Origin of the sequence: Synechocystis sp. LEGE 06083 (genome assembly GCF_015207725.1) — a bacterium.
In the GTDB taxonomy this organism is placed as follows: Bacteria; Cyanobacteriota; Cyanobacteriia; order Cyanobacteriales; family Microcystaceae; genus Synechocystis; species Synechocystis salina.
The window spans coordinates 1-26,105 of the sequence record NZ_JADEWJ010000016.1; the positions used below are offsets into that span (position 1 = coordinate 1).

Annotated in this window: 21 protein-coding genes, 1 other RNA gene and 1 pseudogene; 10 read left to right on the plus strand and 13 right to left on the minus strand. The window is 47.3% G+C overall.

Annotated elements, in window-relative coordinates; genetic code table 11:
* A pseudogene (locus IQ219_RS02250) lies at nt 1-398 on the minus strand (hypothetical protein); the annotation flags it as partial.
* 98 nt (nt 399-496) lie between these two features.
* On the opposite strand from IQ219_RS02250, the gene IQ219_RS02255 reads away from it, so the two are divergent.
* Together IQ219_RS02255 and IQ219_RS02260 are read left to right on the plus strand one after the other, a co-directional pair.
* Nucleotides 497-1,141, plus strand: coding sequence for a bifunctional 4-hydroxy-2-oxoglutarate aldolase/2-dehydro-3-deoxy-phosphogluconate aldolase (locus tag IQ219_RS02255; protein ID WP_194071576.1), 645 nt, complete (start codon nt 497-499; stop codon nt 1,139-1,141).
* Between the two features lie 271 nt (nt 1,142-1,412).
* A complete protein-coding gene (locus tag IQ219_RS02260; RefSeq protein WP_190596602.1) occupies nt 1,413-2,930 on the plus strand; it encodes an ammonium transporter in 1,518 nt (505 codons plus the stop codon).
* 302 nt (nt 2,931-3,232) lie between these two features.
* On the opposite strand, the gene IQ219_RS02265 is transcribed toward IQ219_RS02260, so the two are convergent.
* Both IQ219_RS02265 and IQ219_RS02270 read right to left on the minus strand, forming a co-directional pair.
* Complete coding sequence (locus IQ219_RS02265; protein ID WP_194071564.1) at nt 3,233-4,828, minus strand: diguanylate cyclase; 1,596 nt, start codon at nt 4,826-4,828, stop codon at nt 3,233-3,235.
* Nucleotides 4,829-5,122: 294 nt separating this feature from the next.
* The gene (locus IQ219_RS02270) at nt 5,123-5,839 is read right to left on the minus strand and encodes a Crp/Fnr family transcriptional regulator (protein ID WP_194071565.1); all 717 of its coding nucleotides are present in this window, start codon (nt 5,837-5,839) and stop codon (nt 5,123-5,125) included.
* A gap of 1,217 nt (nt 5,840-7,056) precedes the next feature.
* Between IQ219_RS02270 and hik34 the strand changes: the two genes are divergently transcribed.
* Nucleotides 7,057-8,451: a two-component system sensor histidine kinase Hik34 gene (gene hik34 / locus IQ219_RS02275; protein ID WP_194071566.1), complete on the plus strand. Its 1,395-nt coding sequence runs from the start codon at nt 7,057-7,059 to the stop codon at nt 8,449-8,451.
* 17 nt (nt 8,452-8,468) lie between these two features.
* Here the strand turns inward: hik34 and IQ219_RS02280 are convergent, their stop codons facing one another.
* On the minus strand, nt 8,469-9,764 hold the full coding sequence (locus IQ219_RS02280) for a serine hydrolase (RefSeq protein WP_228016649.1): 1,296 nt from the start codon (nt 9,762-9,764) through the stop codon (nt 8,469-8,471).
* A 123-nt stretch (nt 9,765-9,887) separates the two neighbouring features.
* Here IQ219_RS02280 and IQ219_RS02285 point away from each other — a divergent pair, with 123 nt between their 5' ends.
* The 4 genes from IQ219_RS02285 to ssrS all read left to right on the plus strand — a co-directional run bounded on the left by IQ219_RS02285 (nt 9,888) and on the right by ssrS (nt 12,066).
* Complete coding sequence (locus IQ219_RS02285) at nt 9,888-10,076, plus strand: hypothetical protein (RefSeq protein WP_194015796.1); 189 nt, start codon at nt 9,888-9,890, stop codon at nt 10,074-10,076.
* Nucleotides 10,077-10,115: 39 nt separating this feature from the next.
* On the plus strand, nt 10,116-11,162 hold the full coding sequence (locus IQ219_RS02290) for a DUF3326 domain-containing protein (protein WP_190598431.1): 1,047 nt from the start codon (nt 10,116-10,118) through the stop codon (nt 11,160-11,162).
* Nucleotides 11,163-11,168: 6 nt separating this feature from the next.
* The gene (locus tag IQ219_RS02295; RefSeq protein WP_190598430.1) at nt 11,169-11,753 is read left to right on the plus strand and encodes a type II CAAX endopeptidase family protein; all 585 of its coding nucleotides are present in this window, start codon (nt 11,169-11,171) and stop codon (nt 11,751-11,753) included.
* A 127-nt stretch (nt 11,754-11,880) separates the two neighbouring features.
* A non-coding RNA gene (ssrS, locus tag IQ219_RS02300) (6S RNA) lies at nt 11,881-12,066 on the plus strand.
* Nucleotides 12,067-12,154: 88 nt separating this feature from the next.
* Here ssrS and IQ219_RS02305 read toward each other — a convergent pair.
* The 6 genes from IQ219_RS02305 to IQ219_RS02330 all read right to left on the minus strand — a co-directional run bounded on the left by IQ219_RS02305 (nt 12,155) and on the right by IQ219_RS02330 (nt 17,894).
* Entirely contained in the window at nt 12,155-13,258 is a 1,104-nt protein-coding gene (locus tag IQ219_RS02305) for an AI-2E family transporter (RefSeq protein WP_194071567.1), read from the minus strand.
* A 145-nt stretch (nt 13,259-13,403) separates the two neighbouring features.
* Nucleotides 13,404-13,784, minus strand: coding sequence for a DUF4359 domain-containing protein (locus IQ219_RS02310; protein ID WP_194071568.1), 381 nt, complete (start codon nt 13,782-13,784; stop codon nt 13,404-13,406).
* Nucleotides 13,784-14,746 (minus strand): pentapeptide repeat-containing protein, encoded by a 963-nt coding sequence (locus IQ219_RS02315; RefSeq protein WP_194071569.1) that lies wholly within the window; start codon nt 14,744-14,746, stop codon nt 13,784-13,786. The genes IQ219_RS02310 and IQ219_RS02315 overlap by 1 nt, the downstream gene beginning before the upstream one ends.
* A 245-nt stretch (nt 14,747-14,991) precedes the next feature.
* Nucleotides 14,992-15,594 (minus strand): 3-isopropylmalate dehydratase small subunit, encoded by a 603-nt coding sequence (gene leuD, locus IQ219_RS02320; protein ID WP_194071570.1) that lies wholly within the window; start codon nt 15,592-15,594, stop codon nt 14,992-14,994.
* Nucleotides 15,581-17,239: a glutamine hydrolyzing CTP synthase gene (gene pyrG / locus IQ219_RS02325; protein WP_190598425.1), complete on the minus strand. Its 1,659-nt coding sequence runs from the start codon at nt 17,237-17,239 to the stop codon at nt 15,581-15,583. The genes leuD and pyrG overlap by 14 nt, the downstream gene beginning before the upstream one ends.
* A gap of 118 nt (nt 17,240-17,357) precedes the next feature.
* Nucleotides 17,358-17,894 (minus strand): Uma2 family endonuclease, encoded by a 537-nt coding sequence (locus tag IQ219_RS02330; RefSeq protein WP_228016650.1) that lies wholly within the window; start codon nt 17,892-17,894, stop codon nt 17,358-17,360.
* Nucleotides 17,895-18,202: 308 nt separating this feature from the next.
* Between IQ219_RS02330 and IQ219_RS02335 the strand changes: the two genes are divergently transcribed.
* Entirely contained in the window at nt 18,203-20,710 is a 2,508-nt protein-coding gene (locus IQ219_RS02335) for a sigma 54-interacting transcriptional regulator (protein WP_194071571.1), read from the plus strand.
* 103 nt (nt 20,711-20,813) lie between these two features.
* On the opposite strand, the gene IQ219_RS02340 is transcribed toward IQ219_RS02335, so the two are convergent.
* Both IQ219_RS02340 and pdxH read right to left on the minus strand, forming a co-directional pair.
* A complete protein-coding gene (locus tag IQ219_RS02340) occupies nt 20,814-21,893 on the minus strand; it encodes a fatty acid desaturase (protein ID WP_194071572.1) in 1,080 nt (359 codons plus the stop codon).
* Between the two features lie 279 nt (nt 21,894-22,172).
* A complete protein-coding gene (gene pdxH, locus IQ219_RS02345; protein ID WP_194071578.1) occupies nt 22,173-22,817 on the minus strand; it encodes a pyridoxamine 5'-phosphate oxidase in 645 nt (214 codons plus the stop codon).
* A gap of 56 nt (nt 22,818-22,873) precedes the next feature.
* Here pdxH and IQ219_RS02350 point away from each other — a divergent pair, with 56 nt between their 5' ends.
* On the plus strand, nt 22,874-23,713 hold the full coding sequence (locus tag IQ219_RS02350) for a segregation/condensation protein A (protein ID WP_194071573.1): 840 nt from the start codon (nt 22,874-22,876) through the stop codon (nt 23,711-23,713).
* Nucleotides 23,714-23,737: 24 nt separating this feature from the next.
* Here the strand turns inward: IQ219_RS02350 and IQ219_RS02355 are convergent, their stop codons facing one another.
* The gene (locus IQ219_RS02355; protein WP_194071574.1) at nt 23,738-24,541 is read right to left on the minus strand and encodes a hypothetical protein; all 804 of its coding nucleotides are present in this window, start codon (nt 24,539-24,541) and stop codon (nt 23,738-23,740) included.
* A 330-nt stretch (nt 24,542-24,871) separates the two neighbouring features.
* Between IQ219_RS02355 and ffh the strand changes: the two genes are divergently transcribed.
* On the plus strand, nt 24,872-26,105 hold a 1,234-nt coding region (gene ffh / locus IQ219_RS02360), incomplete at its 3' end, for a signal recognition particle protein (RefSeq protein WP_194071575.1).

A 26,105-nucleotide genomic window follows, 5' to 3' on the forward strand; every position in this document is an offset into this window, starting at 1 on the left:
CTCTCCGACAGGATGAGGGTCAATAGCCTTTGCCACAGTAATAGGGCTGGCTGGGCCTGGGCACCACCAACCCATTCAGGGCAATGATTCTGACAAAGATGGCACCAGTGGGATAAATCCTGCCTAAAGCCCAGGGGATTTTCGTGGTGGTAGAGGGCTAAAACAATTAACCAATTTATCAACTGGGGCGGGGTAAAAGTCGGCTGGCGGGATAAAGCATTTTGCCAAAATGTTTGCGGTAAAGAGGTTTGATAGGGGGAGGCCAATAAATTTCCCCAGGGTTCTTCCCATGGAGGCAAACTGTCTAGGCTTGGTTGACATTGCCTTTGCCTTTGGTCTTTTCCCCCCAGGGCCAGGAGTAAACAAGCTTGGAAACGGGAAAGGGGAGAAAGGGCCATGGTGGAGCGGTAATCTAAAACAGTATTAAGTATGGGAAGTTTGTAGTTTGTCCATCGTTGATGATTTTGCCCACCCCCAAGGGGCCGCCATCGCTGCTCTGCGATCGCCATGGTTAGAAACGTTGCAAAAGCATCGGGCGATCGCCGTTATTCGTACGGATTCCCTCGACCTTAGTGTGCAATTGGCCAAGGTGGCCATCGAAGCAGGCATGGGGTTAGTGGAAATTACTTGGAACAGTGACCGGCCAGGGGACACCATTGCCCATCTGCGCTATCAATTCCCCCATTGTGCCATTGGTACAGGGACAGTGCTCCGCCAACAGGATTTGCTCCAGGCCATTGCCAGCGGGGCCCAATTTTGTTTTACTCCCCACAGTGAGCCGGAGTTAATTACCAGCGCCGTGGCCCATGGCATACCGATTATTCCCGGTGCTTTTTCCCCCACAGAGATTGTCCAAGCCTGGCAGAAGGGCGCCACCGCCGTCAAAGTTTTCCCCATTAAAACCTTGGGGGGAGTGGACTACATTCAAGCCCTCCAGGGGCCCCTCGGCCCAATTCCCCTCATTCCCACCGGAGGGGTAACCCTAGAAAATGCCCAGGCTTTCCTGGCCGCCGGGGCGATCGCCGTTGGTCTATCCGGCCAGCTATTCCCTCCCCATTTAGTGGCAACCAAAGCCTGGACAGAAATTGGCGATCGAATCCGCACCTTGCTGAAGCAAATCCAGACCGCAAAGGCTTATTAGTACAAAAAGACGATTGCCCCCATGGCAAAAAGCCGGTCAGCCGCCAAAGTCCGCAGGTTTACACCGAATTTTCCATTTGAAAAGTAGTAAATCATACAGAAAACAATCATGTAAAAATTGAATACTCTAATGGTTTGATGTCCGAAAAAGTCTAGTTTCTTCTATTCTTCGACCAAATCTATGGCAAGGCACTATCACAGAGCTGGCTTAATAATTTGGGAGAAATGAGTGGCGGAGGACTTTCGTAGAACAATGTAGATTAAAGTACAAAATGTCTAATTCGATATTGTCTAAACTAAATGTGGGTGAGAGGAGTCCTGTTAATCGGACACATTCCTCGCGTATAGGGGCAGAAAAATCCTCTCTTTTTCGCTTTGTACGCCGTAAAATAAATTCCCCCTGGTTGGCCTGTGTTCCCTTAACGGCGCTGATTGTGGCGATCTGGAATGCTGCGGCGATCGCCCAAGATGTGGAGGTACTCGACATCACGGTGGTCAACGAGAGTGTAGCCACCCTCCAGGGAACCCTTAATGCCATCTGGATCTTGATAGCAGCCATTCTGGTCATTTTCATGAATGCCGGCTTCGGTATGCTAGAAACTGGCCTTTGCCGCCAGAAAAATGCCGTTAACATCCTGACTAAAAACCTGATTGTTTTTGCCTTGGCAACCATTGCTTACTGGGCGATCGGCTTTTCCTTGATGTTCGGCAGCAGTGGCAATCCCTTCTTTGGTTTCGGCGGATTTTTCCTAGCTGGGGACCACTCCAACTATGGATTAAGCCCCTTTCCCGAGGGCTTGCCTGTGGCGGTGTTTTTCCTCTTCCAGGTTGCGTTCTCTGCCACCGCCGCCACCATTGTTTCCGGTGCTGTTGCTGAACGGATTAAATTCAACGAATTTTTAATCTTCAGCGTTCTCTTAGTGGGTATTGCCTATCCCATTACCGGCCACTGGGTTTGGGATGCGGGCGGCTGGCTCTACACCATGGGTTTCATTGACTTTGCTGGTTCTACAGTGGTCCACTCCGTCGGAGGTTGGGCCGCCTTAGCTGGGGCATTCTTACTTGGGCCTCGTTTGGGTAAATTCGTCGATGGCCGCCCCGGTGCTATCCCCGGCCATAACATGGGTTTTGCCATGCTCGGTTGCTTAATTCTCTGGATTGGCTGGTTTGGTTTTAACCCTGGTTCCCAGTTAGCGGCGGATCAAGCCTGTGCTTACATTGCCGTCACCACTAACTTGGCCGCTTCTGCTGGTGGTATCACTGCCACGTTTACTTCCTGGCTCAAAGACGGTAAGCCCGATTTGACCATGGTAATCAACGGTGTTCTTGCTGGTCTGGTAGGCATTACCGCAGGCTGTGCCGGAGTATCCTACTGGAGTTCCGTAATCATTGGGGGCATTGCTGGCATCATTGTTGTCTATTCCGTTGCTTTCTTCGACAAAATCAAGATCGATGACCCGGTAGGTGCCCTTTCCGTTCACTTAGTTAATGGTATCTGGGGAACCCTAGCGGTAGGCTTATTTAACATGGAGAAAGGTTTGTTCTACGGCGGTGGCATTAACCAGTTAATCATCCAGATTATCGGTATTGCCACCATCGGAGCTTTCACTTCTATCTTCAGCTTTGCCGTATGGATTATTCTCAAACAAACCATGGGTATCCGGGTATCCGGCGAAGAAGAAATGATTGGTTTGGACATCGGCGAACATGGCATGGAGGCCTACACTGGCTTCGTTAAAGAAACCGACTCCTTTGGGGGAGCTGTTTCCAGTGCCGCTGTGTCTGAATAGCTCACTCTGGGTGGAAGGATAAATTTTATCCCTTCACCTATCGAAGACAAATTAATTTTCATCAAACTGGCAAAAAATAATAACTATCTCCAAGGGGGTCGGGTTCCAACCGCTCCCCTTTTGCTATTTGTTGGAAGAAATGGATAGTTAGTGGAAAAATTTCACCATCCAAAGAATGCCAAGTTACCGAAAATCGTGGTAAAGCCCCTAGCTTTAGCTATGGGGAGATAAGGCGAGTGAGCCTAGCGAAGAAATCCTGTGCCCCAACAAAAAGTCTAAATGCGCCTGCCGAAAACCCAAAATTAAATCCCTTCCCCTTCTTCTAAGGATAAATTTTTTATTGGTGACGGGTGGGATTTGCCATTAGCTGAAGGTTGGGTATCATCAAAAACCACAAACAAATTACCGTTTCGTTTGGCTTCATACATGGCAGTATCGGCATAATCGATTAAACGTTCATAATCAAACTGGTCGTAATTGCTGATCACAACACCGATACTAGTGCTAACAAGCAATTGAATCCCCTCCACCGTTAACGGACGGGAGAATAGTCGATGAATGCGATCTGCACATTTTTTCGCATCATCGCCTGACTGGGTTGACTTCAAAACGATTATAAATTCATCTCCACTCAGTCGAGCAACCTGGTCACCTTCTCGCACACACTCCAAGAGGATTTCTGCTACCCGTTGTAGCACTTTATCTCCAAACAAATGCCCGAATCGATCATTAATGCTCTTAAATTTATTCAAGTCCAGCATCAGCAGTGCAAATACCTGATCACCATAGTTGTCTCCGGCATGGACATTCTGGTGTAGGTTTTCTAAAAAAAGAGCTAGGGAACGACGGTTAGGTAAACAAGTCAGACTGTCATGGTGAGATTCATAATAAAGTTGATCATTAATGGTCGCAAGGGATGTTATATCGTTTAATAACCAATAGAAACCATTAATTTCACCGTTGTCATCTCTTTTTTGGGTGGCTTGAATATCCACACTGATGGAAATACTGCTTAGGGATTGGAGTTGCATTGACCAACAATAGGGCACCTGCCATTCACTCTGATCTTTAACTATATTTTCCAGATGGTTTTCGAGTAATGAAATTTGTTGTTGAGGTGCATAGTAAATAAAAGGTTTTCCCCTGAGGGATTCTCTATTGGTGTTAAGCAAACGACAAGCATTTTGGTTCGCATCTTGGATTTTTCCATGGCAATCAACAATTAAGTAATTTCCAGGTAACAGCTCTAATAATTTGTGGTAGGAATTTTCGAGGATTGACTTTTGTCGATAAATTTTTTTATAAATTTTCCACAATCGTTGCTGATCCTGTTTCAGATCTGCTGGTGAGTCAACCAGGGTTAAGTTACGGGGGCAGTCCCGTTTAATATCAGCAAAAATACCGATGGCCTTTTCTGCCCTCAAATCTTCGAGATAACCAGGATAAGCCGTGCTAGCTTCTTTTTGATCGGTGAAAGGACCAAAGTAATAGGTTACACAGGGAATAATTGTGTGTACCCTCACCCACCAATCCGTATTCAGATAAAGTGAATTTGTTTGGGTATCTTGGTCGATAATTTCCCCTGAATTTTCCTGATGAACACGATATCTCAAGTCATCAATCATGTCTGGCATTGCCCGAAGAATTCTTTCCTCAATGACCAATTTTTCTTCAATTACGCCGGTATAGCCATGGACAGAGGTAAATTCTAAATCTTCGTCTGTTCTAACTTTATGACGATTAGGAATTGTGCTCAAAATCTTGGCTTTGAGTTGTTGACGAAAAGAGGGCAACGATAGGGCCATGACATAGGGGTGGTCACGGGGAAAGTCTATCAGAAACTGATCAATTTCTTGTTCCACCACCGCCAGAGTTTCGTTTACAAGATAGGAGGACATTGCATCACACCAATTATTAAACTGGCAATAGTTGTACGACCGAATGGCGGGAAACTCTAAAAAAGCCAACGTTATGATTGGGTTTGATGCTCCAAGACGCTTTAAGGCTTGCCGTCGCCGCAAAGTTTCTAGACAGTTTTTGAAAATATTTTATCCAGACTTAATCCAGAATTCCTCACCCGGTAATGGTGTGTCTATCTCTAAAGAACCTTTGCTTTTTTACTCATTATTCCCCACACCCAACCTAGTAAAAATATTGCTTTTTGTCTGTACGATCATGCTCTTATCCTTAGCTTAACCCCGACGAAAACCAAGTAAACGAATATATTCATCTTGTACTAATTGGTAGCATTCACAGCTAGTTCTTTTAAGGGCATCGTAGTCTAACAAAGTTATTCTTCCCCGACGATAAGCAATCATGCCGGACTGTTGCAGAGAGTTCGCTGCAATGGTTACCCCCGATCGCCTAACTCCGAGCATATTGGCGACAAATTCTTGAGTGAGGGGGATTTCGTCCACTTGAACACAGTCATGGACGGACATTAACCAGCGGGCCAGACGTTCTTCAATTTTATGTTGACGATTGCAGGCGGCACTCTGGGAAATCTGGGTAAGTCTCGCTTGGGTATAGAGCAACAAAATTCTTTGCAGTTGGGGAGACTGCTCAAACTCCTGCAACAGTATATGGGCACTTAGTTTCCACGCTTCCCCTGGCACCTGGACGATGACCTGACTTGTGGTCTGTTTTCCCCCTAGAATAATAGGCAATCCCACCATTCCTTCATTGCCAATTAAACCAATTTCTGTGGTGGAGCCATCCTCCATAATTGAAACAACGGAAATCATGGCTGTATTGGGAAAATAGGCAAATTCCATCACCTCATTGGGCTCGTATAGTACTGTGCCGATCTTGTAAACAACTTTTTTGAGATGGGGAGTTAAACGTTTATAAGCTTCGACGGGGAGGAGTCCTAATAACTGATTTAATTTTATGGGGGGGTTATTGGTCATTGGCAATGCAATTAATTAAAAATGGCATCTCAATTCACTAACAATCATAAAGGTTGTATGCCAAAACCTCTTAGATTCATTTGAATTAAAATGCTTATGGCTCCTTGTCTCCCAAAGCTTGGGAAAATTTACTCTGCACGATAAGCTGATCTCTTTATAGAGTAAGGATTGCGCGCAAACGGGACGCCGGGCAGGCCCAAACCAAAAGCTTATCTTCAGAACTACATTCTTATCTGTACGAAACAGGACTTTAGGGGAATTTATTAATAGAAAATTTTCCAGTCATAGTCAATATCAAGGTAATTTAGTCTCGATTTCAACCTTTTTACTCTGTAATTTATAAATTCTTTAATCCGATTTATTGAAAATAATTAATTGTCTACAGCTACGATTATGGCGATCGCCAAAACTTGATAGCTTGTGCCGATTTTATTTTTTCGGTAACTAAGTATCTTTATTCGACTTGATATAAAACAAAATTCTACAGTGATAAATACTGAATTTATTAGCGTTTTTTCTGTCTGTGTTGTGTCCGGTTCCACTGTGGGGGGCGATCGCCAAGGATGGAATAGTCAGCAATTTTCCAACAATGGACAACATAAATTGTTAGTTAAAAAATATTGGCATTAAAATGTTTTTGTTGACACTCAGTAGTCTCTTCTTCAAAAGCAATGAAGCTATGGCCAGTTTTGGCATCAACGAGGGAATTACGATGTTTTTCGTAGGGGACTAGAGTGGAGATCGGTTACTTAAAAATAACGGGGTGACGAAGTTCTTCCGCTGGATATGCTCACCGTAGGAAGACAATTGGTCCGAGTGGTTGATGCTACCAATGCAAAACCTTAATTAGGTAATTAGATTTTAAAACCGCATAAATTCATAATTTCTATCTGATCGTATCTCTGCCAATGATCATAGTGTTAACGCATTACAAAAATGATCGGAGAATTAATGGAGTTTTCCCCTGGTCAGGATGGATAGCGGTGCAAATTTGTCATCACTTCTTCGCGCTTTTGCGTCCATCCGTCGGATCTTGTTCGGTTTTACGCCTAAGGGGGAAAGGAAAATCGGCTTACCATCAGGGGGAGAGGCCACACCAACACTGCTGAGTCTGTTAAATTGCAGTGGCAAAAAGTTTGCTATCTCCTTGCCCCTTTCAGATCTCCATCGCCCGCTATTACCGTTGTTGATTTTCCCTACCTAAAAATCTGGTTCCCGTGAATGAAGTTTGCCTAAAGTTGAGTGATTTGTTTGTGTCTTCCGGTTGGGGAGGATATGACCGGGGGCGGGCTCCCCAGTGGGCCCATCCCAAAGCCCAGCAACAATGGTTTGGGGCGATCGCCGCTTTGGAGCCATTTTTAAGGCAGACTTTACCCAATGTAGGGGGGGAATTACCGGGAATTTGTTTGGCTGGCCCTGCTCCGGTGCTCAAAGATGCGGTGCTGGTGCGAAATTTTTACCAAGGCATTACCACTTCCTGGGAGGAGTTTTCCCCTTGGCCCTGTTTAGTTGGTGAGGAATCTGAATGGAGTCCAACCCCTGCCATGCGGGAAATTCCCCTGTTTCCCCAGGATCCCTTGGCGGAAGAACAATTTTGCTGGCTGATGACCCCCCAATTTGGTTTGTTATTGCTGTTGGGTAAGAATGAGCAGGGTTTAGCCCAGTTTTACTGGAGTTTTGACCCGGAGATTTTGCAACAAGCTTGGTTTAGTCTCCAGACTCGTCTCAAGTACGGACTAGGCTCTGACCTGCCCCTCCTGCAAAAAGCCATAGCGGCCTTTAATTTTCCCCAGCCCGATTTCCGTTTGGTGACTTACTTCGGGCAGTTAATGCTGGACTATCAGCCCAATCTCCATAATCTTTCCCCACTGCAGGAACAGGAAGCGGCGGAACCATCCCCAGACGTGGAACTGCTCCAAGCTTTAACCCATGAGGTGCGCACTCCTCTAACTAGTATTCGCACCCTGACCAAGTTGTTGTTGCGACGTAAAGATCTTTCCCCAGAAGTGCTCAAACGAATTGAATCCATTGACCGGGAGTGTAGTGATCAAATCAGCCGCATGGATCTGATTTTCCGAGCCACGGAATTGGAGTCAACGCCCCTGCCAGAATTGGTGGTACCCCTGACAGTCACGTCCCTAGAAGCAGTGTTTCAAGCCGGGATTCCCCGCTGGCAAAAACAGGCCCAACGCTACAACGTTAATTTACAAGCGCAAATTCCCCATTCCTTGCCCCAGGTGTGGAGTAACCCCAGTTTGTTGGACCAGGTGTTGGGGGGCATGATTGAAAAATTTGTGCGGAATTTCAACGGAGGCGGAGAAATTCATTTAAAAATCACCACCGCCGGGGACCAATTAAAGGTGCAGTTCCATACCCAGTCGGTGCACCAAGCCAATCCCGTCAAGGCCCTGGGGGAATTGCTCATGTTCCAGCCGGAAACAGGTTGCCTAAGTTTAAATTGGGACGTGACCAAAAACCTTTTTCAACTACTGGGGGGTAAGTTGATCGTGCGGCGGCGATCGCCATCGGAGGAGGTGCTGACCATTTACCTCAAATGTGAGCAGAGGACTGTGCCCATAGCCAACTATGGTAAGGCATTCACCGTAGTCTGAGTTCTAAACCCAGAGTTTTAATGACCTGAAAATCGTCGCCGTAACCCCGGGAGCATAAAAATCCAAATGCTAATGGCGATCGCCCCAGCCCCGATGGCCACTAAACCGGGTATGAGCCGAGACTGCCAAAATCGTTGCCTGGCCGCCGTCGTTAACTTACCGGTTTCCCAATAAACCCAATCATCCCCTAGGTCACTAGCTAGGTTACGGTTCCCCGATAGCAGCAGCACAATGCCATTACCCGTTGCTGGATTAACCCGCAAAGTGTGGTTCAGGGCAGGTACATTCCCTCCGTCATGGCCCACAACATGGCCCCCATTGTCCGTGGTTTGGTATAGCATCATGCCCAAACCCCAAGTTCCCTTGGTGCCTGGCTGTGGTTCCGCCATGGCGTTGAGAGTCTCGGTGCTTAGGACAGGATTCCCTTGCAGAAGGGCTTGGGCAAATTTAACCATGTCAGCCAAACTGGCATAAAGAGAAGCCGCCCCCGTAGCAGTGAAATGGCGGGGAGGACTGGGTTGTAAATCTTCAGTAAAACTAGTGGCTAAATTGTCCGCCTGTCCCTGGGCAACAATGGTTTGCCAATCAAAATTGGCCCCGGTCATACCCAACGGGTTAAGGACTTGTGTCTGCATAAATTCAGCAAAGGACTTTCCCGTTACCTCTTCCACCAATAATTGCAGAACGGTGTAACCGCCACCGGAATAGCTAAACTCTTTTCCTGGTGGATAAACGGCTTCCACTCCCCTTGGTTCCCCAAAGGCCACATCGTTTGTTACGGTCAAGGACTGTTCCAAGGTTTGCAATGGTTGCCCCGGTAAAAATCCCCCATAGCCAAAATGATCGTTCTGTCCACCGGTATGGCTCAACAGTTGGGCAATGGTTACCTCTGCTCGGTAAGGGCTATCAGCGGGAAACTGCCAACGCTGAAGGTAGGGCAACACTGGGTCGTCCAAATTAATCTGTCCCATTTCCACCAATTTCATGACTCCCCAGGCGGTGACCAGTTTACTTACGGAAGCCATTTGGTAGAGGGTATTTTGGGGATTAACGGGGGAACGGGAATCAACATTCTCCACACCCACCGTATGTACGGTCTCTACTTTTCTATTCTGGATCAGGGCTAGGGCAGCACTGCCTAATTCCTTACCCTCCCCTTGGTTAAGGCGATCGGCCAAATATTGGTTAAGGGAAGCTCGATCGCCAGGAGTCAGGGGAGGATGGGAAAACCAAATACTTTCTCCCCATAACACTGTCCCCACTAATAAACTCCAGATTAGAAGGGAGGTAATGCCAACTACAACCTTTTTCAAGCTTTTGTTTTGCCCAAGTTAGCTTTGTGGTCAATTTGGAATTATAGCGAGAAATTCCTGGGGTTTTGCTAAGATCCAATCAGGTTTCCCTTTGCCTAGTCCCATACATCAGCCCAATCAACCATGACTACTCATTTCATCACTGCGGAAATTGACCTCCAGGAAAATCCCCTAGAACTGCAACGGGAAATTGAAGCGGAGTTGGCCAAACGGGGTGATCCCCTGCGGTGGGCGGTGACAGCGGTGGACAAAGAGCAACAAAAAGCCCAGGTGGAGGCGGTGGTCACAGTAACAGCGGTGCAGGAAGTCTAGAAGTTTAAATTTCACCAGTTCCAGTCTTTTACGGTTACTTTGAGTTATAACGTCACTTTAATCATTCCCACTGGGGTGGGGGCGGCCATTGGTGGTTACGCTGGGGATGCTTTGCCGATCGCCAGGGCCATGGCTCTAGTGTGTGATCGCCTAATTACCCATCCCAATGTATTGAACGGGGCTCAACTTTATTACCCCATACCTAATGCTCTTTATGTGGAAGGTTATGCCCTAGACCGCTTTGCCCAGGGGGATTGGGGTCTCGCACCAGGGCATCAAAATGCCATTGGGCTGATTTTGGACCAGGGCATTGAGGAAGATTTGCGCTGGCGACATTTGCAGGTGGCGGACGGAGCCAGGGCCACCCTCGGTTTAACTCTGACGGATTATGTTGTTACGGATGAACCCCTGGGGGTAGAGTTGCGACTATCGGCCTCGGGGACGAGTTGGGGGACCATTGCCAATCCAGAAAGCTTATTGCGGGCGGCGGATAAGTTATTGACCCAGACCAAGGCCCAGGCGATCGCCGTTATTGCTCGCTTTCCCGACGACGTGGGCAGTCAAGTGCTAGCTGATTATCGCCATGGCCGGGGAGTGGATCCCTTGGCGGGGGCCGAAGCAGTCATTTCCCATTTGGTGGTGCGGCAGTTTCAGGTGCCCTGTGCCCATGCTCCAGCGTTGAGTCCCCTACCCCTGGATCCAGAGATTTCTCCCCGGTCGGCGGCAGAGGAATTGGGCTACACCTTTTTACCCTGTGTGTTGATGGGGCTGAGTCGGGCTCCCCACTACCAGAGATTTCCCGGCACCGATGGCCAAACCCTCTGGAGTCGGGACGTGAATGCGGTGGTTGTGCCCGCCAGTGCCTGCGGTGGTTCGGCCCTGATGAGTTTTAGCCAAACTTCTACCCGCATCATTGCGGTGGAAAATAACTCCACCCAACTAGAAGTCTATGCCGAAGACCTAGGCATTTCTGTGGTTAGGGTAAACTCTTATTTAGAGGCGATCGGTGTGCTGTGTGCAGACCGTGCAGGCATTAACCTTGATTGTTTCCAACCGGATTTTCCCCTTCTTCACCGCCTACCCTGAGTATCTGTGTCTCCATCTAATAGTCCTTCCGAAATGGAACCCCTGAACCGTACCCAAATTTTGGGGGTGATGGGATTCACAGCGGTGTTACTGCTGATCATTGCTAAGCTTTGGCAATGGTGGGGGGATGTAACCCTGTTAAGGATAAGTTTAAATGCTCCGGATGCCTTAATAGGAGTAGGTTTAGCGGTGGCCATTATCCTGGCCAGTGGATTAATTTACCGACTTTGGCCTGCCTATCGAGCCAGTGCCGATGTCTATCTCGCCTTTGTCATTAAACCCTTGGTGTGGGCTGACCTACTCTGGTTGGGACTGTTGCCCGGCCTAAGCGAAGAATTACTATTTCGGGGAGTGATGTTATCGGCCCTGGGGGCTGGGGGGTTGGCCGTGGTGGTTTCCAGTTTAGTTTTTGGCGTACTGCACCTGAGCAGTGCTGAGCAGTGGCCCTATGTGGTTTGGGCGACAGTGGTGGGTTTGGTGCTGGGCTACGGGGCGATCGCCAGCGGTAATTTACTGGTGCCCATTGTGGCCCACATTCTCACCAACTGGGTTTCCAGTGCCCTCTGGAAATTCAACCATCGCCAAGGATAATCTGAATACGGCCCAGGTTGATTCCGCTTAGTGCCTTACCCAACGGGACTGCTAGCCCAATTAACGTCCCGGTTGGGAGTCTAGTCCCATTGCCCGATCGCCAAAGGATCGGGTTATAATGGCAGGGAAGTAACTACCGCGTTGGTGACTGCCAACAACGTTTTTTGATCTATGCTTGAAAAATAAGGGTGTCTCTGTGCATTCTGCGTGGCAGTAGACCGGGCTCGTACCCGGAAACGAAAACGGGAATTGATGACTCCCCCCTGGTTACACCAGGTCATAAACTGAGGTAAAACGGCGTGGTGGTGCTTCTTCTCAGCTTTTCAGGTTTTTGCTTGCTCTTACATCTGGTTTGAGCTAGATTGTCTTAATTTTTTTGTCATCCCACATACGTTCCCACCCTAAGCAAGGGATTCCGGCAGTATCTCCGGCGGATCCTGGGGCTCAGGTTCACTGAGATCAGTTTTTCCAGCCCGCACATCATCAACCACTTTCTTGATCACACTGGCGATCGGGACTGCCAGCAGTACCCCCAGCAAACCGGCTATTTCTGCCCCGACAAAGATTGAAATCAAGATCCAGACCGGATTTAAGCCAATTTTATCCCCCATTAATTTGGGTGCCACACCGTTGTCGGTGATTTGATCAATAACAATGGCACTGACGAAAAATTTCACTGCCACTACCCAACCATTTAAAACTAAAACCACAGTGCCAATAAAGGTTACCACCGCCCCAGCAAAGGGAATCAAACTGGCCAAACCCAAACTAAAGGCGAAAAGAATACTGTAGGGAATGCCTAAAGCGGCAAAAACCACCAAGCGAGCTAGGCTAGACCCCGACGCCAGAATTAAACGACTAATAAAATAATCCCGGAAAATTTCACTGGCATATTGGGGAATTTTTTTCTCCCAGGGAGAGGGTAACCAACTCAGAATTCCTTGCCAAAAACCATCCCCCCCCACTAATAAAAAAATAGTTAACACCAAGATCACTAGGGTATCCACCACGCCCCCAATGGTTTCGGTCAATACTTTCAGACTAATTTGCCCAATGCGGTCCAATTCTTTACTCAAGGCAATGTAGGTCTTTTGCAATAGGTCATCAATATTGATCCCCATGCCATCCAGGGTTAGGGCGAAAGTAGAGTTGCGCAAATTATCTAAATGGTCTTTACTGGCACTGAGCCAATGGGGAATATCCTGGGAAAGATTACTCAATTGACTGGCCATTAAAGGGACTATCGTAATTCCCCCCAGGGCGATCAGTGCAAAACTGATGGTAATGACCGCAAAAATTGCCAACCGTTTACCAATACCCTTGCTAACTAAAAAACCAATGGTTAACTTGAGCAAGAAAGTCACTAAGGTCGCAATAATGATGTAGTCAAAGAGGTCACGGAAACGATCAATGATCAGAGTTAACAAAACCCCATTCAAAAAGAGGATGGGGAAAACGAGCGTAATCTTGAGCCAACTTGGTAGAGATTTAATTAACTCTGTCATTATCAACAACCAACAAAGGGAAAGATTAAAATAACAATTACACAACGGCAATAGTCGGACAAAATTAATTAATCAAACTTAACTACCTGGTTAACAATGCTGTTCCGCCTGGGCTCTCTTTTGGCGCCATCCATCGGTCACCTGTTTACATTTCCATGGCTTGGTAGGTATAAAACTGTTTCATTACCCCAATGGTTTGAAACTCGTAGGTAGGGAAAGGATCCGGCAGAGCTAGGGTGGTTTCATAAATGCTAAACAACAAAAAGTTTTGCTGATTAGTGGTTTGGGCGATGACTTGCTTAATTTGCGGTTGCCCCGCATCCACCAAGGTTTTGCAATAACTCTGCACGAAGCCGCCGAAATCCGCCGGTGCTTTAGGACAAATCTCGGTTTTCAGATAGGTGCTGAGGGTCTCTACGGCATAATCTTCATAGTCCGGCTTACCAGGATTGCCGATCGCCATCAGGGCTCCACCAGCCAATACCATCACCCCCCCGATTACCACAAAAACCGAAAACACTCTCATTAGGGATGCACGCTCCCATCCGGCATAATTGTTTTCGCTAAGTTTATACTGCTGATGTGACTATTTTGAAAACTGACATTACGCAAATCGGCCCCCTGCAAACAGGCATCGACTAGATTGGCTCCCCGCAGTATTGCCCCTGCTAATAGAGTCTTGCGCAGGGAAGCATAGTCAAAATTAGCATTTTGGAAATTAGTCCCCTGAAAAACAGCGCTCCGCAGAGCACACCCCGCAAAGTTAATCTGATTACCGGCCAGGTTAGCTTTGAGACTGATTTCCGATAGGTTAATCAAACTGAGGTTAACTTCCTTCATCAATGCCCTCGCCAAATTTGCTCCCTTCAAGTTAGCTTGACTAAGGTCGGCTCTCTGTAAAAAAGCTTCCTCCACTTTACCGTGACGCAATTGTGACTGACTTAGATCCGCCTTATAGAAGCTGGCGTGGTCGAAGTTGGCTTTGCGAAAGTCTCCTCCGTCTAGATCAGCCCGGCTAAAATTTGCTTGCGCTAAATCGATACGGCTAAGATCCGCTCCACTCAAATCCGCCCTGGCGAAGTTCACCCCTTCAAGGACCGCCCCCTGTAAATTAGTTTCCACTAGGTTAGCCCCCTCCAGATTAGTGCGAATCAGTTTAGCTTGTTTGAGTTTGGCATAGGCTAAATTGGCTCCCCTGAGGTTGCAGTCGGTGAAGTCCACCCAAGTTAGGTCTGAGTGGCTCAAATCTATGCCCGTTAAGTCTGCTCGACAGAACCGCACCCCCATCAGGCGGGCATGGCTGAGGTCAGTGCGGCACAGTTGGGCTCGGGAAAAGTTACTGCCACTGAAATTGCCATACTCCAGCAGGGCCCGATTGAGGATGATATCGGGTAAATCGGACTGGATTAGGTCGGCGTGGTGTAGGGTAATGCAACTAAAGTCCCTGGTGCCTTGACCATATTGCCAAAGAAGTTGCTCGGTTTCCATTGTTTCCTGACGTGTGGTGGGAGTGGAAAACAAAACTGGGGCTAGGCATAAACCAGCCCTATCGACATAGTGCCCAAAAAAGTTAACCTACTGATGCCCATAGCGGAATAGCAATGGCTCCCGGAGGGGGAGGTGACAACATTGTATTTTGCCCCCCAAGGGCGGTCAGCAAATTACCGATAGTCCTCTAGATTCTTTTACTTTTTTATCGGCCAAGTTGGGCTAGGGGAAGTTTTTAACCCGTTCTAAGCGGCACCGGCGGTCCAGTGCAGATAGGGGAGTTTTCGGGCCGTGGCGACAATTTGATTGCGGTTTTGCACCAGTTGCCCACAGGTGTCCCATTGGCCATCCAGCAGCATTTGCTGGGCTCCGTCGGAAAGCACAATGGCAAAATTTTGCTTGCCGTAGGTCACGGAAGCGGTGGTTAAATCTAAACTCACTGGCAAATTAGGATCCGCTGTGATGGCTTGCTGTAAATCAGTAACCTGTTGATGGGAGGCGGTGACACAGGGCACCCCATTGGCCAAACAATTTCCTAAAAAGATTTCGGCAAAACTTTCCCCGATGATGGCTTTGATGCCCCATTTGATAATGGCTTGGGGGGCGTGCTCCCGACTAGAGCCACAGCCGAAGTTACGGTTGACCACCAAAATAGTTGCCTGTTGGTATTGCGGTAGGTCAAAGGGATGATTTCCCCCCTGTTGTTGGCGATCGTCAGCAAAGACGTGTTCCCCAAGTCCGTCAAAGGTGACGCACCGCAAAAAGCGGGCAGGAATGATGCGGTCAGTGTCGATGTCGTCCCCCACTAGGGGCAGGGCCTTACCCTGGATTTCTTTAACTTGGCTCATGGTCTTCGGTAACGGTGTGGCAGTTAATCGCTATCTTAGCAGGGGCATTGCGATGTTTTAAGATGGCGTTGATGAAGCCGCCAAAGAGGGGATGGGCTTGGTTGGGACGGGAATGAAATTCGGGATGAAATTGACAGGCAATGAAAAAGGGATGGTGGGGATATTCAATGATTTCCACTAGGCGGCCGTCGGGGGAGGTGCCACTGACGACAAAGCCAGTGTCGGTGAATTGGTTGCGGTATGAGTTATTAAATTCATAACGGTGGCGGTGGCGTTCGTACACTACTTCCTTCTGGTAGAGAGAAAAAGCGAGGGTGTCTGGGGCAATGCGACAGGGGTAGAGACCCAAACGCATGGTTCCCCCCAGGTCCACCACGTCCTGTTGTTCGGGCAAGAGGTTAATGACCGGATTGGGGGTTTCCGTTTCAAATTCGGCGCTGTTGGCCTCCGGCAATTTGGCTACGTTCCTGGCCCACTCGATGACAGAGCACTGCATACCCAAACAAAGCCCTAAAAAGGGTAGTTGATTTTCCCGGGCATACTCGATCGCCTGAACTTTGCCGTCCACGCCCCGAATGCCAAAACCGCCGGGCACCAATACTCCGTCAACTTCTTTCAGGAAAGTGGCTGCTCCCTGGGCTTCAATTTCTTCCGCACTGACCCAACGCAGGTTAAGTTTGCTGTCACTGGCGATCGCCGCATGGCCGAGGGCTTCCACCACAGAGAGATAGGCATCGCTGAGTTGAACATATTTACCCACCAACGCCACAGTAATTTCATGGTGGGGAGACTGCATTTTTTCCACCAGGGATTGCCATTGGGACAGATCGGGCGATCGATTTTCCATTCTGAGCAACTCTAGGGCCTGGTGGGCTAATCCTTCTTTTTCCAGGATTAACGGCACCTCATAGATACTGCTGGCATCCTGGCAAGTAATCACCGATTCCACCGGTACGTCACAGAATTCCGATAACTTTTCCTTCATGCCCGGATGTAAAGGGCGATCGCAACGACAAACCAAAACATCCGGCTGAATACCGATGGAACGCAACTCCTTAACCGAGTGTTGGGTGGGCTTGGTTTTCATTTCCTTGGCGGCGGGAATCCAGGGAATGAGCGTAACGTGCATGTAAATAACGTTATGACGACCCACCTCCTTGCGGAACTGACGGATCGCTTCCAAAAAGGGGAGGGATTCAATGTCCCCCACGGTGCCCCCAATTTCTGTGATCACCACATCGGGATTGGTGTTTTGGGCTACCCGGAGAATTCTTTCTTTAATTTCGTTGGTGATGTGGGGAATAACCTGCACCGTGCCCCCCATGTAGGCCCCCCGTCGCTCCTTATTGATCACCGCCTGGTAAATGGAACCGGTGGTAACACTATTGAGGCGGGACATGGAAGTATCGGTAAAGCGCTCGTAATGTCCCAGGTCTAAATCCGTTTCTGCCCCATCTTCGGTGACAAAAACCTCCCCATGTTGAAAGGGACTCATGGTGCCGGGGTCCACGTTGATGTAGGGGTCGAGCTTGAGGATGGAAACGGAATAATGGCGGGATTTCAGTAACCGTCCTAGACTAGCGGCCACAATGCCTTTACCAATGCTGGATACCACCCCTCCAGTCACAAAAACAAACTTCGACATTGGCCAAACTTCCTCAAATTGCGCTTAAATCCCCGCCCATTCTACCGGAGATGTTAGCCTGGGGATCCAAGAAAGCGGTGGGGAATGCCCATGACTCCGATTACTGTTTGAGCGCCATTCACCAAATTTTTGCCATAGTTAACTCAAAGCCAACTAGTTCTGGCTCAGCACTTACAGTTAGTGGATTGTCTAAAATTTCCGGGTCTTGATGGGGACGATAAACATGGACTTGATGATTTTGACGATCAATTAACCAAGCTAATCTAGTTCCATTAGCAATATACTCATCCATTTTCTTCTGCAGGCTGGATAGGGTGTCACTTGATGAGCGTAACTCGACGACAAAATCTGGACAAATGGGAGCAAAAGAAGCCTTTTGTTTGTTGGTCAATTGATTCCATTTTGTCAGTTTAATCCAGGCAACATCAGGAGAACGGATCGCACCATTGGGCAAAGTAAAACCTGAACTAGAATCAAAACCAAGCCCTGTTCCATCTTGTTCGATCCATTTCCAGAGTTGGGCAGCAAGGTTAAAGTTCCGATTGCCTGTATCCGAGAAGGCGGGGGGCATAATAATTACCTCTCCCTTGGCAGTACGTTCGATGCGCAGACCGCGGTTTGCTAAACAAAATTCATAAAATTGTTGCTCTGTCATCGATACGATTGATGGAAAATCAATTGTTAAGGGTTCAGAACTTATTTGCACAAGCAACCTTGTCATGGCTTACATCCGCCGGAAACACAATAAATCAAATGAAAAAATAATTAAATGTAATAAATTGAAACAAAGTTTGAGCTAATTGACTAAAATTTCAATCTTGCGCTAATCTAAGTTGACTATTGACTTAACTCAAGGGCAATATCATTATTTTTTGTCTTTGATAGTCAGATTTTCAAACATTAACATTTATCACTCAAGCAAGTCCAATTTTGTCAGAATGGCCTAGTTTTAGAGGTTTTGTCATGACCGATCGCCTTTCCCTTTTGCTTTCCTGGCTCCGACAGCGGACGGAATTAGGCCAGCTTGCCCCGGAGATTCTGGAGGCGATCGCCAGCCAATTAATGGAATTTTCCTTAGTTAAAGGGGAAAGTCTACCCAAAGATCGGGATCAGGGAACGGACTTGTACATTCTTGGCCAAGGACAGTTGGAGTCCAGTGCCAGAAAATTTTGCTTATTACCAGGGGCAATCATTAATCTAGAGGCATTCATGATTGATAGTCCCCTAGAACAGGATTTAGTTGCCCTCACTGACTGTCAATTATGGTATTTACCGGGGCAAAAAATGCGGCAATTGCTCCAGGATTATCCCCAAATAACCCAGGCGTTTTCCCAACAGTTAGTGCAAGAACTTAGGGAACTGAATGCCCAATTATTCTTTGAGCAGGAAAAACAGAAGATTTTGCGCCCCTACCTCGTCCCCGCCGCTAAGCGGGCCATTATGGGCAAAAGTCGCTACGCCCAAAAGCTCCGGGAACAAATTAAAACGGTATCAACAGACCAAAAGCCGGTGTTGCTGTTCGGGGAGCCAGGGCTGGAGAAGGATAACACCGCCGCCCTAATTCATTTTGGCTCAGCCCAAGCCCAACGGTCAGCAATGGTGAAAGTTAACTGTGCTTTGCTATCCGCCAGTGGTCAAGAGCTTTTTGGCACCAATCAGGGGAAATCTGGAATTCTAGACGCCTTGGGCCAGGGCACCTTACTGTTGAACAATATCCAGGAATTGCATCCCCAACTTTTGCCGGCGATCGCCAATTTAATTTGTGAAGGTATTTACCAGCCTGTGGCCACAGCGGGAGAGACAGAGCCAACTTTTCGCCATAGTCAAGCCAAGGTAATTGCCATTGCTGAAAATATTATTCCCAAGCTTACCCCCCTCTTTGCCAACACTATTAAAATTCCCCCTTTACGGGTGAGAAAAGCGGATATTGAAGACTACGTTGACTATTATCTCAGCTTAATTTGTCGCTCCAAAGGCATCGAAGTTCCCAACCTCGCACCGGAGGCCCTGCGCCGCTTACAAGCTTACGATTTTCCTAATAATATTCGAGAATTAAATAATCTGGTGGAACGGGCGGTCACCCAATTACAAGGGGAAAAAGTAATTACCGAGGAAATTATTTGGCCCTCCCAAAGCAAGAAACAATTATTTCGCCTTAATTTACTCAATCGTTATCCCCGATTGCGGCAATTCTTACGCAGTGCTTGGTGGCCCGATCGCCTCAATTATGGTTTCACTGTGTTTGCTTTCCCTGTTATTGTGGCCATCCTTTTCCTGGGACCTCAAACTAGGGATCAAAATTTTGCTTTGAATTTATTTTGGGCTTGGTGGTGGCCGCTAGTACTATTGGGATTTATTTTTGTTGGTCGACTTTGGTGTGCTGTTTGTCCTTTTATGATTTATGGAGAAATCACCCAAAAACTATCCCTCTGGCTCTGGCCCAGGAAACTGAAAAAATGGCCAAGGCAGGCGGCAGAAAATTGGGGTGGTTGGTTTCTTTTTGCCCTTTTTGTCCTAATTTTACTCTGGGAAGAACTGTGGAATTTGGAAAATACCGCTTACCTATCTGCTTGGTTATTGTTGTTAATCACCGGAGGGGCCATGGTTTGCTCCGTGATTTTTGAGCAAAGATTTTGGTGTCGTTACCTGTGTCCCATTGGCGGCATGAATGGCATGTTTGCTAAATTAGCTATTACCGAATTGCGGGCCCAACAGGGAACTTGTTCGGCGGAATGTACTACCTACCAATGCTATAAGGGAGGTCCCGCCAAAGGGGAAGGGCAAGCGACGGAAGGCTGTCCCTTGGGCACCCACCCAGCCCAACTAACAGACAATCGGGACTGTGTACTATGTATGACTTGCTTAAAAGCCTGTCCCCATCGTTCAGTGGAATTTAATCTACGTCCCCCGGCGATCGCCATTGTTACGACCCATACTGTGCGCCCCTACGAAGTTGCATTATTGTTATTACTGCTTAATAGCGTTTTACTAAGGAGATTACCGGAATTTATCGAAGTATGGCATTTGCCACCTGTGGGTACATTTATTAACCATGGTTTGCTCTCCTTAGGCTTGCTATTTTTACCAGCTTTACTGCCACTGATGGCCTACTTTTTGATTCCCACTCCTAAAGTTGGGCAAAAAATTCCTTTCATTAACCTAGCCTACGGTTTATTGCCCCTCACTTTAGCAGCCAACTTGGCCCATTATCTCAACTTGGGCCTGGGGGAAGCAGGGCAGGTGTTGACCCTAGTGCCGAAAACTTTCCACTGGTCTTTGCCCTTTGATTTACCAATGTTGGTGGCGGATCCGGCGGCGATCGCCTTTTTGCAAGGTCTGCTTCTTTTAGCGGGGGTGCTTTGGTCAATTTTTCTCAGTCAACAGTTGAGCAAACAGTCTTTTTTCAATCTTCTCCCCCACCATGGTACCGTTGTCGGTTTAATGCTCATCTTTTGGCGGGTTATTGTTTGAATATTTTAAAAAGTTTTGAACCTGATACGCACTGTTAATGGGGCGATCGGGGGGAATAATACCATCTGATATTTCCTTCCCTCCCGAAATTAGTTTGATTCAATTAGGATTTCTTTTGATACCCTCCATTGGATGGGGATTGGTAATATACCCTTGAACCTTGATCCGGTACAAAATGGCACGCCCAATAGGATTTAAAAAAAGCTTGCCAAATCGGCTCGTCGGAATAGCGATAATACTCCCCTAAAATGGGCTTGATGGCTTCCGTCGCCCGACGTAATTTGTAGTGGGGCATATTCGAGAAAATATGGTGGGCAACGTGGGTACCGATGTCATGGTGAATGGAATTAATGAAACCGTAGTCCCGGTCAATGGTAGAGAGGGCACCTTTGAGAAAATACCAATCATCACCGCGATACCAAGGGATATTGTCTTCGGTGTGATGCAAAAATGTGACCAGGTCTAGCCACACCACAAATACGATGTAGGGTGCAACATAAAATTTCAGCAAAAATAGCCAGCCAAATTGGAAAGTTAAAAAACCAAGGAAGCTAACAAAAGTTGCAAGTAAAAGACTACTGGTGAGAACAGCCCATTTTTCTCCGGGACGGAATAGGGGACTGTTGGGCATGAAATGGGAGCCTTCCCGATCTGGCGATCGCCGGAATAGATAGATGGGGTAGGCAATCAGAGGCAGGTAGAAACGTAACAGTTTTTCATACCAGAGCATTTGGTTATATTTTTGCTCCGACACTGGATACCAACTTTCATCGGTGTCGATATTGCCCGTGTTGGCATGGTGAGTGCGGTGACTGATGCGCCAGCCGTGGTAGGGCACCAAAATTGGCGTGTGACTGAGGTGGCCAATCCAATTATTCAGAGTTTTGGATTTGGAAAACGAACCATGGCCACAGTCATGACCCACCACAAACAGAGACCAGAAAAGGGTCCCCTGGATCAGCCAAAAGATGGGATAGAAGAACCAGGAATCAAGATAGGCCGCTAGGGCGTAAAAGCCGGCAATTAAACCAACATCCAAAAAAAAGTAGCCCAGGGAGCGGACCACTGATGGCTCGAAACAATCCGCTGGGATGGCGCTTCTGAGCTCTTGGAGGGTAAAGGGTAATTCTTCAGTTTTGAGGAAAGGGGGTTTTGTTTGAGGCGAGGGAATTTCTAGACGCACGTATTTATCTTAAGGGCCATGATGGCAAAACAATCTTCTGATTCTAGCCTAAATGTTAAAAAATGTTAAAAAATGACCCCCATTGGAGACGAAGATTCAGGGGCGAGATCAATAATTGACCACCACAGAGGGCAAAGTAAGAAAAACATTCGATTCAAATTTGCGTCGAGAAAGGAGGCTAAAGCATCTAAATGTACACAAATACGTGAGCTTGATAATTTTTATTGACCACAGTGTCGGAGTTTTAAGTCAGTAGTGGCATGGGAGCGGGCTTAACTTCTACGGCGCTAATCTCTCTTTTTGCCATTGGCCATCAACTAAATTAAATTGCAAGCGGTCATGGAGGCGACTAGGACGACCTTGCCAAAATTCGATCCGATGGGGAATAACTCGAAATCCTCCCCAGTGCGCTGGTCGGGGGATGGATTGGCCAGCATAATGCTTTTCCCAAAGAGCTAAATTGTCTTCCAAAACCTGGCGATCTCCGACAATTTGACTTTGGGGAGAAGCCCAAGCCCCCAATTGGGAACCCCGGGGTCGGGACTGAAAATAGGCATCGGACTCGGTGGGGTCAATTTTTTCTACCCGGCCATCCACCCGCACCTGTCTCTCCAAGGCCGCCCACCAAAATACTAATCCGGCCCAGGGATGGGCTGTTAACTGTTGTCCCTTCGCACTCTGATAGTTGGTGTAAAAAACGAAGCCCCGCTCATCCAAGCCCTTGAGCAGCACCATACGTCCCACCGGATGGCCTTCCGGGGAAAGAGTACTCAGGGTCATAGCATTGGGTTCCGGTAACTCAGCGGCGATCGCCTGTTGCAGCCAGGTATGAAATTGGGTAAAGGGATGGTCCGCCACCTCGGCCTCTGTTAAACCTCCCTGGGTATAGTTCAAGCGTAAATCCGCGAGGGAAACACCATCCATAAAGCCTGCGTCCTCCAACTGGTGATCTTCACAGCGGGCAGTTAACATAGGGAATTATGACACCATCTGCGGCGAGTCATGCCATTGATACCCTGATCGAAATGGCCCACCAAGGGGAGATTAACCCCTGGGATGTGTCAGTGATCGACGTGATCGATCGCTTTTTGCAGGATCTAGGCATTCTCAACAGCCTCGACCTAAGTTTTCAACAGCAAAATTTGCCCCGTTCTGGCCAGGCTTTTCTTTGGGCCTCCATGTTAGTGCGCTACAAGGCCGATAGCCTCCACAACTTGGAGCAGGAACCGGAAGAAGTTATACCCGAAGCAGATCTAGAAGAATGGAGCGAGGAGCAAATAGCTCGGTTACCAAGGGATTTAGAAAATCGTCTGCGTCGGCGCACTGCTGTCCCCCCTCTGCAACGTCGTCGAGTTACCTTAGCGGAATTAATCGATCAAATCGAGGCGATCGCCGTCGAGATCGAAAAAAGTGAACAAAAACCAAAGCGGGTGAAACGGGCCCGACCCCAATCCCGGCGGGAAGCTCTGCAAATTATCACCGAATTAGCCCACCAAGAAAACTTAACCGAATTGGCTAGTCAATTGGAACAGTTTTTGCAAACTCGTCTGCCAGAAATTTTACCCAATTTACCCCATCGTTCCTGGGTAGATTTAGACACACTACTCCGTTGTTGGCATCACCATCTAGATCCAGATAAATTACCAGACAAAAAAGATAAAGTTGGCGTATTTTGGGCTTTACTACTATTAAGTTCTCAGTCGAAAGTATCTTTGACTCAGGAAGAATTTTACCAAGATTTACAAGTTCAAATTATTGATCCTGAAGAAAATATACAGTTAACTTTAGATCGAGAAAATGAAACAGTAAATTTAGCTTAGTGTATAAATAATTGCTCTTAAATGCTAAATATTTCTTAGTTGCAAATCTAAAGATTCATATGAAGAGTTAGATGTCAATCGAGTTGCATATAGGTTCATTAAATCTTGGATGGAAATTAATTTAACTTCTATGGAATTAATTACTTGAATTTTTCGAGAGCATTGACGACTGATTATCCAAACTTGCTTATGATCTTCGTGAAATTCTTCAACTATTTTATCTGAAAACTCTATTCTGCCTTGCTTCAATTGACTACAGTAATTAATAATTTGTTGATTTTTAAGACTTTCAATGTCTCCCTTCGCCAAGGTACAGTCATAAATGACTGAAAGATTAGTAGTGCGAAAAAATCCATCCGCCTTACCAGCTTGTTTTTCTCCAAGAAAACTTTTGATAGTTACAATTCCTAGTGATTTTAATAATAAAAAGGTATATTTTTCAAACTCTTGCCAGTCATTAGTGGTAGCTAATATTCGAAAAAAGCTAGGGCAGATATCTGAATTATTTTCCCACGAGAGGTCTTTGAAGTCTACTTCTATAGGGCTTGCTTGAGACAAGTTATCGGTAGAAATATGCATTTGTCCAGAGGCAATACCTATAAGTTGATGTAATACACGCTCAAACTCCAACATTTCATCTTCAAAAATTCTTATTTTTGATCCTACAAACTTTTCTCCAACCTTCTTGCGTTGATCAATAACAATATACTTTGACCCGTTTTTGGCTACCTTTAACTCAAAAAAATAATTATGGGAACCTGAGAAATAGCGAGCTTTATGCAATAGCTCTCTTTCTTCTCTTGTGTACCATTGCTCTGAATTATCCATTTTTTAACAATGATTAAGGATAACTTGATTATAATCAACACCATGATTAATGTTAATGACAATTAAAACTTCCTACATAGATTAGTTTGATGTCTAAAAACGTAGAAAGATTAATTGGGTGACAAACCACGTAGGAAATCTAGCACAGAACAGAAATCTTGATAAGATGTTAACTTAAGATCAATTGAGCTTTGCAGATCTTTAAACTGGAGCCAGAATCCTAACCATGGCTAGGCAAAGTGAAGAGTAGGGTTATCTGTCCAGGGCAACCCTTTGCTACAGTTGAATTGGTTACAAATCGTAAAAGTTCCGTCCCGCCGTTAAAAGTCTATGTTTGATGCCTTAGCCGATCGCCTTGAAGATGCCTGGAAGAAACTCCGGGGCCAGGACAAAATTAGTGAAAGCAATATTAAAGAGGCGCTCCAGGAAGTCAGAAGGGCCCTGTTAGCGGCGGATGTCAATCTCCAGGTGGTCAAGGGCTTCATCAAAGATGTGGAGCAGAAGGCCCTTGGGGCGGACGTAATCACCGGCGTTAATCCAGGGCAACAGTTTATCAAAATCGTTTACGACGAATTGGTCAACCTGATGGGGGAAAGCAACGTGCCCCTCGCCCAGGCCGATCAAGCTCCCACCGTCATCCTCATGGCTGGATTGCAGGGGACCGGGAAAACCACCGCCACAGCGAAATTAGCCCTTTATCTCCGCAAAGAAAACCGCAGTGCCCTGATGGTGGCCACCGACGTTTATCGTCCCGCCGCCATTGACCAACTCAAAACCCTGGGGCAACAAATTGATGTGCCCGTATTTGACCTTGGTAGTGATGCCAACCCGGTGGAGATTGCTCGCCAAGGGGTGGAAAAAGCGAAGGAACTGGGGGTAGATACGGTTCTGATCGATACCGCCGGTCGTTTGCAGATCGATCCCCAGATGATGGCGGAGTTGGCCGAAATCAAAAAAGTCGTTGACCCCCACGATACCCTGCTGGTGGTGGATGCCATGACCGGGCAGGAAGCGGCGAACCTAACCCACACCTTCCACGAACAAATTGGCATTACGGGTGCAATTCTCACCAAACTAGATGGGGATACCAGGGGCGGGGCGGCCCTATCAGTGCGGCAAATTTCCGGCCAGCCGATCAAGTTTGTCGGGGTGGGGGAAAAGGTGGAAGCTCTGCAACCCTTCTATCCCGATCGCCTAGCCAGCCGTATTTTGAACATGGGGGATGTGCTCACCCTGGTGGAAAAGGCCCAAGAGGCGATCGATGTGGGAGACGTGGAAAAACTCCAGAACAAGATTCTGGAAGCTACCTTCGACTTCGACGATTTTCTCAAGCAAATGCGCTTCATGAAAAATATGGGCTCCCTCGGGGGCTTACTGAAAATGATTCCTGGTATGAACAAACTCAGCAGTGGCGACATTGAAAAAGGCGAAAAAGAACTCAAGCGCACTGAAGCAATGATTAGTTCCATGACCACGGAAGAAAGGAAAAACCCCGATCTACTGGCCAAATCCCCCGGTCGCCGTCGTCGCATTGCCCAGGGATCGGGTCATAGTGAAACCGACG

Excerpts from the sequence above, each read along its gene's own strand:
- pdxH (WP_194071578.1), bottom strand. The coding sequence starts at position 22,817 with ATGGATGGTGTTTCCCTCGCGGATTTACGCTTGAACTATACCCAGGGA.
- IQ219_RS02265 (WP_194071564.1), bottom strand. The coding sequence starts at position 4,828 with ATGTCCTCCTATCTTGTAAACGAAACTCTGGCGGTGGTGGAACAAGAA.
- IQ219_RS02260 (WP_190596602.1), top strand. The coding sequence starts at position 1,413 with ATGTCTAATTCGATATTGTCTAAACTAAATGTGGGTGAGAGGAGTCCT.
- leuD (WP_194071570.1), bottom strand. The coding sequence starts at position 15,594 with ATGAGCCAAGTTAAAGAAATCCAGGGTAAGGCCCTGCCCCTAGTGGGG.
- IQ219_RS02315 (WP_194071569.1), bottom strand. The coding sequence starts at position 14,746 with ATGGAAACCGAGCAACTTCTTTGGCAATATGGTCAAGGCACCAGGGAC.
- IQ219_RS02350 (WP_194071573.1), top strand. The coding sequence starts at position 22,874 with ATGACACCATCTGCGGCGAGTCATGCCATTGATACCCTGATCGAAATG.
- pyrG (WP_190598425.1), bottom strand. The coding sequence starts at position 17,239 with ATGTCGAAGTTTGTTTTTGTGACTGGAGGGGTGGTATCCAGCATTGGT.
- IQ219_RS02335 (WP_194071571.1), top strand. The coding sequence starts at position 18,203 with ATGACCGATCGCCTTTCCCTTTTGCTTTCCTGGCTCCGACAGCGGACG.
- IQ219_RS02270 (WP_194071565.1), bottom strand. The coding sequence starts at position 5,839 with ATGACCAATAACCCCCCCATAAAATTAAATCAGTTATTAGGACTCCTC.
- IQ219_RS02285 (WP_194015796.1), top strand. The coding sequence starts at position 9,888 with ATGACTACTCATTTCATCACTGCGGAAATTGACCTCCAGGAAAATCCC.
- IQ219_RS02305 (WP_194071567.1), bottom strand. The coding sequence starts at position 13,258 with ATGACAGAGTTAATTAAATCTCTACCAAGTTGGCTCAAGATTACGCTC.
- IQ219_RS02330 (WP_228016650.1), bottom strand. The coding sequence starts at position 17,894 with ATGACAGAGCAACAATTTTATGAATTTTGTTTAGCAAACCGCGGTCTG.
- IQ219_RS02355 (WP_194071574.1), bottom strand. The coding sequence starts at position 24,541 with ATGGATAATTCAGAGCAATGGTACACAAGAGAAGAAAGAGAGCTATTG.
- IQ219_RS02310 (WP_194071568.1), bottom strand. The coding sequence starts at position 13,784 with ATGAGAGTGTTTTCGGTTTTTGTGGTAATCGGGGGGGTGATGGTATTG.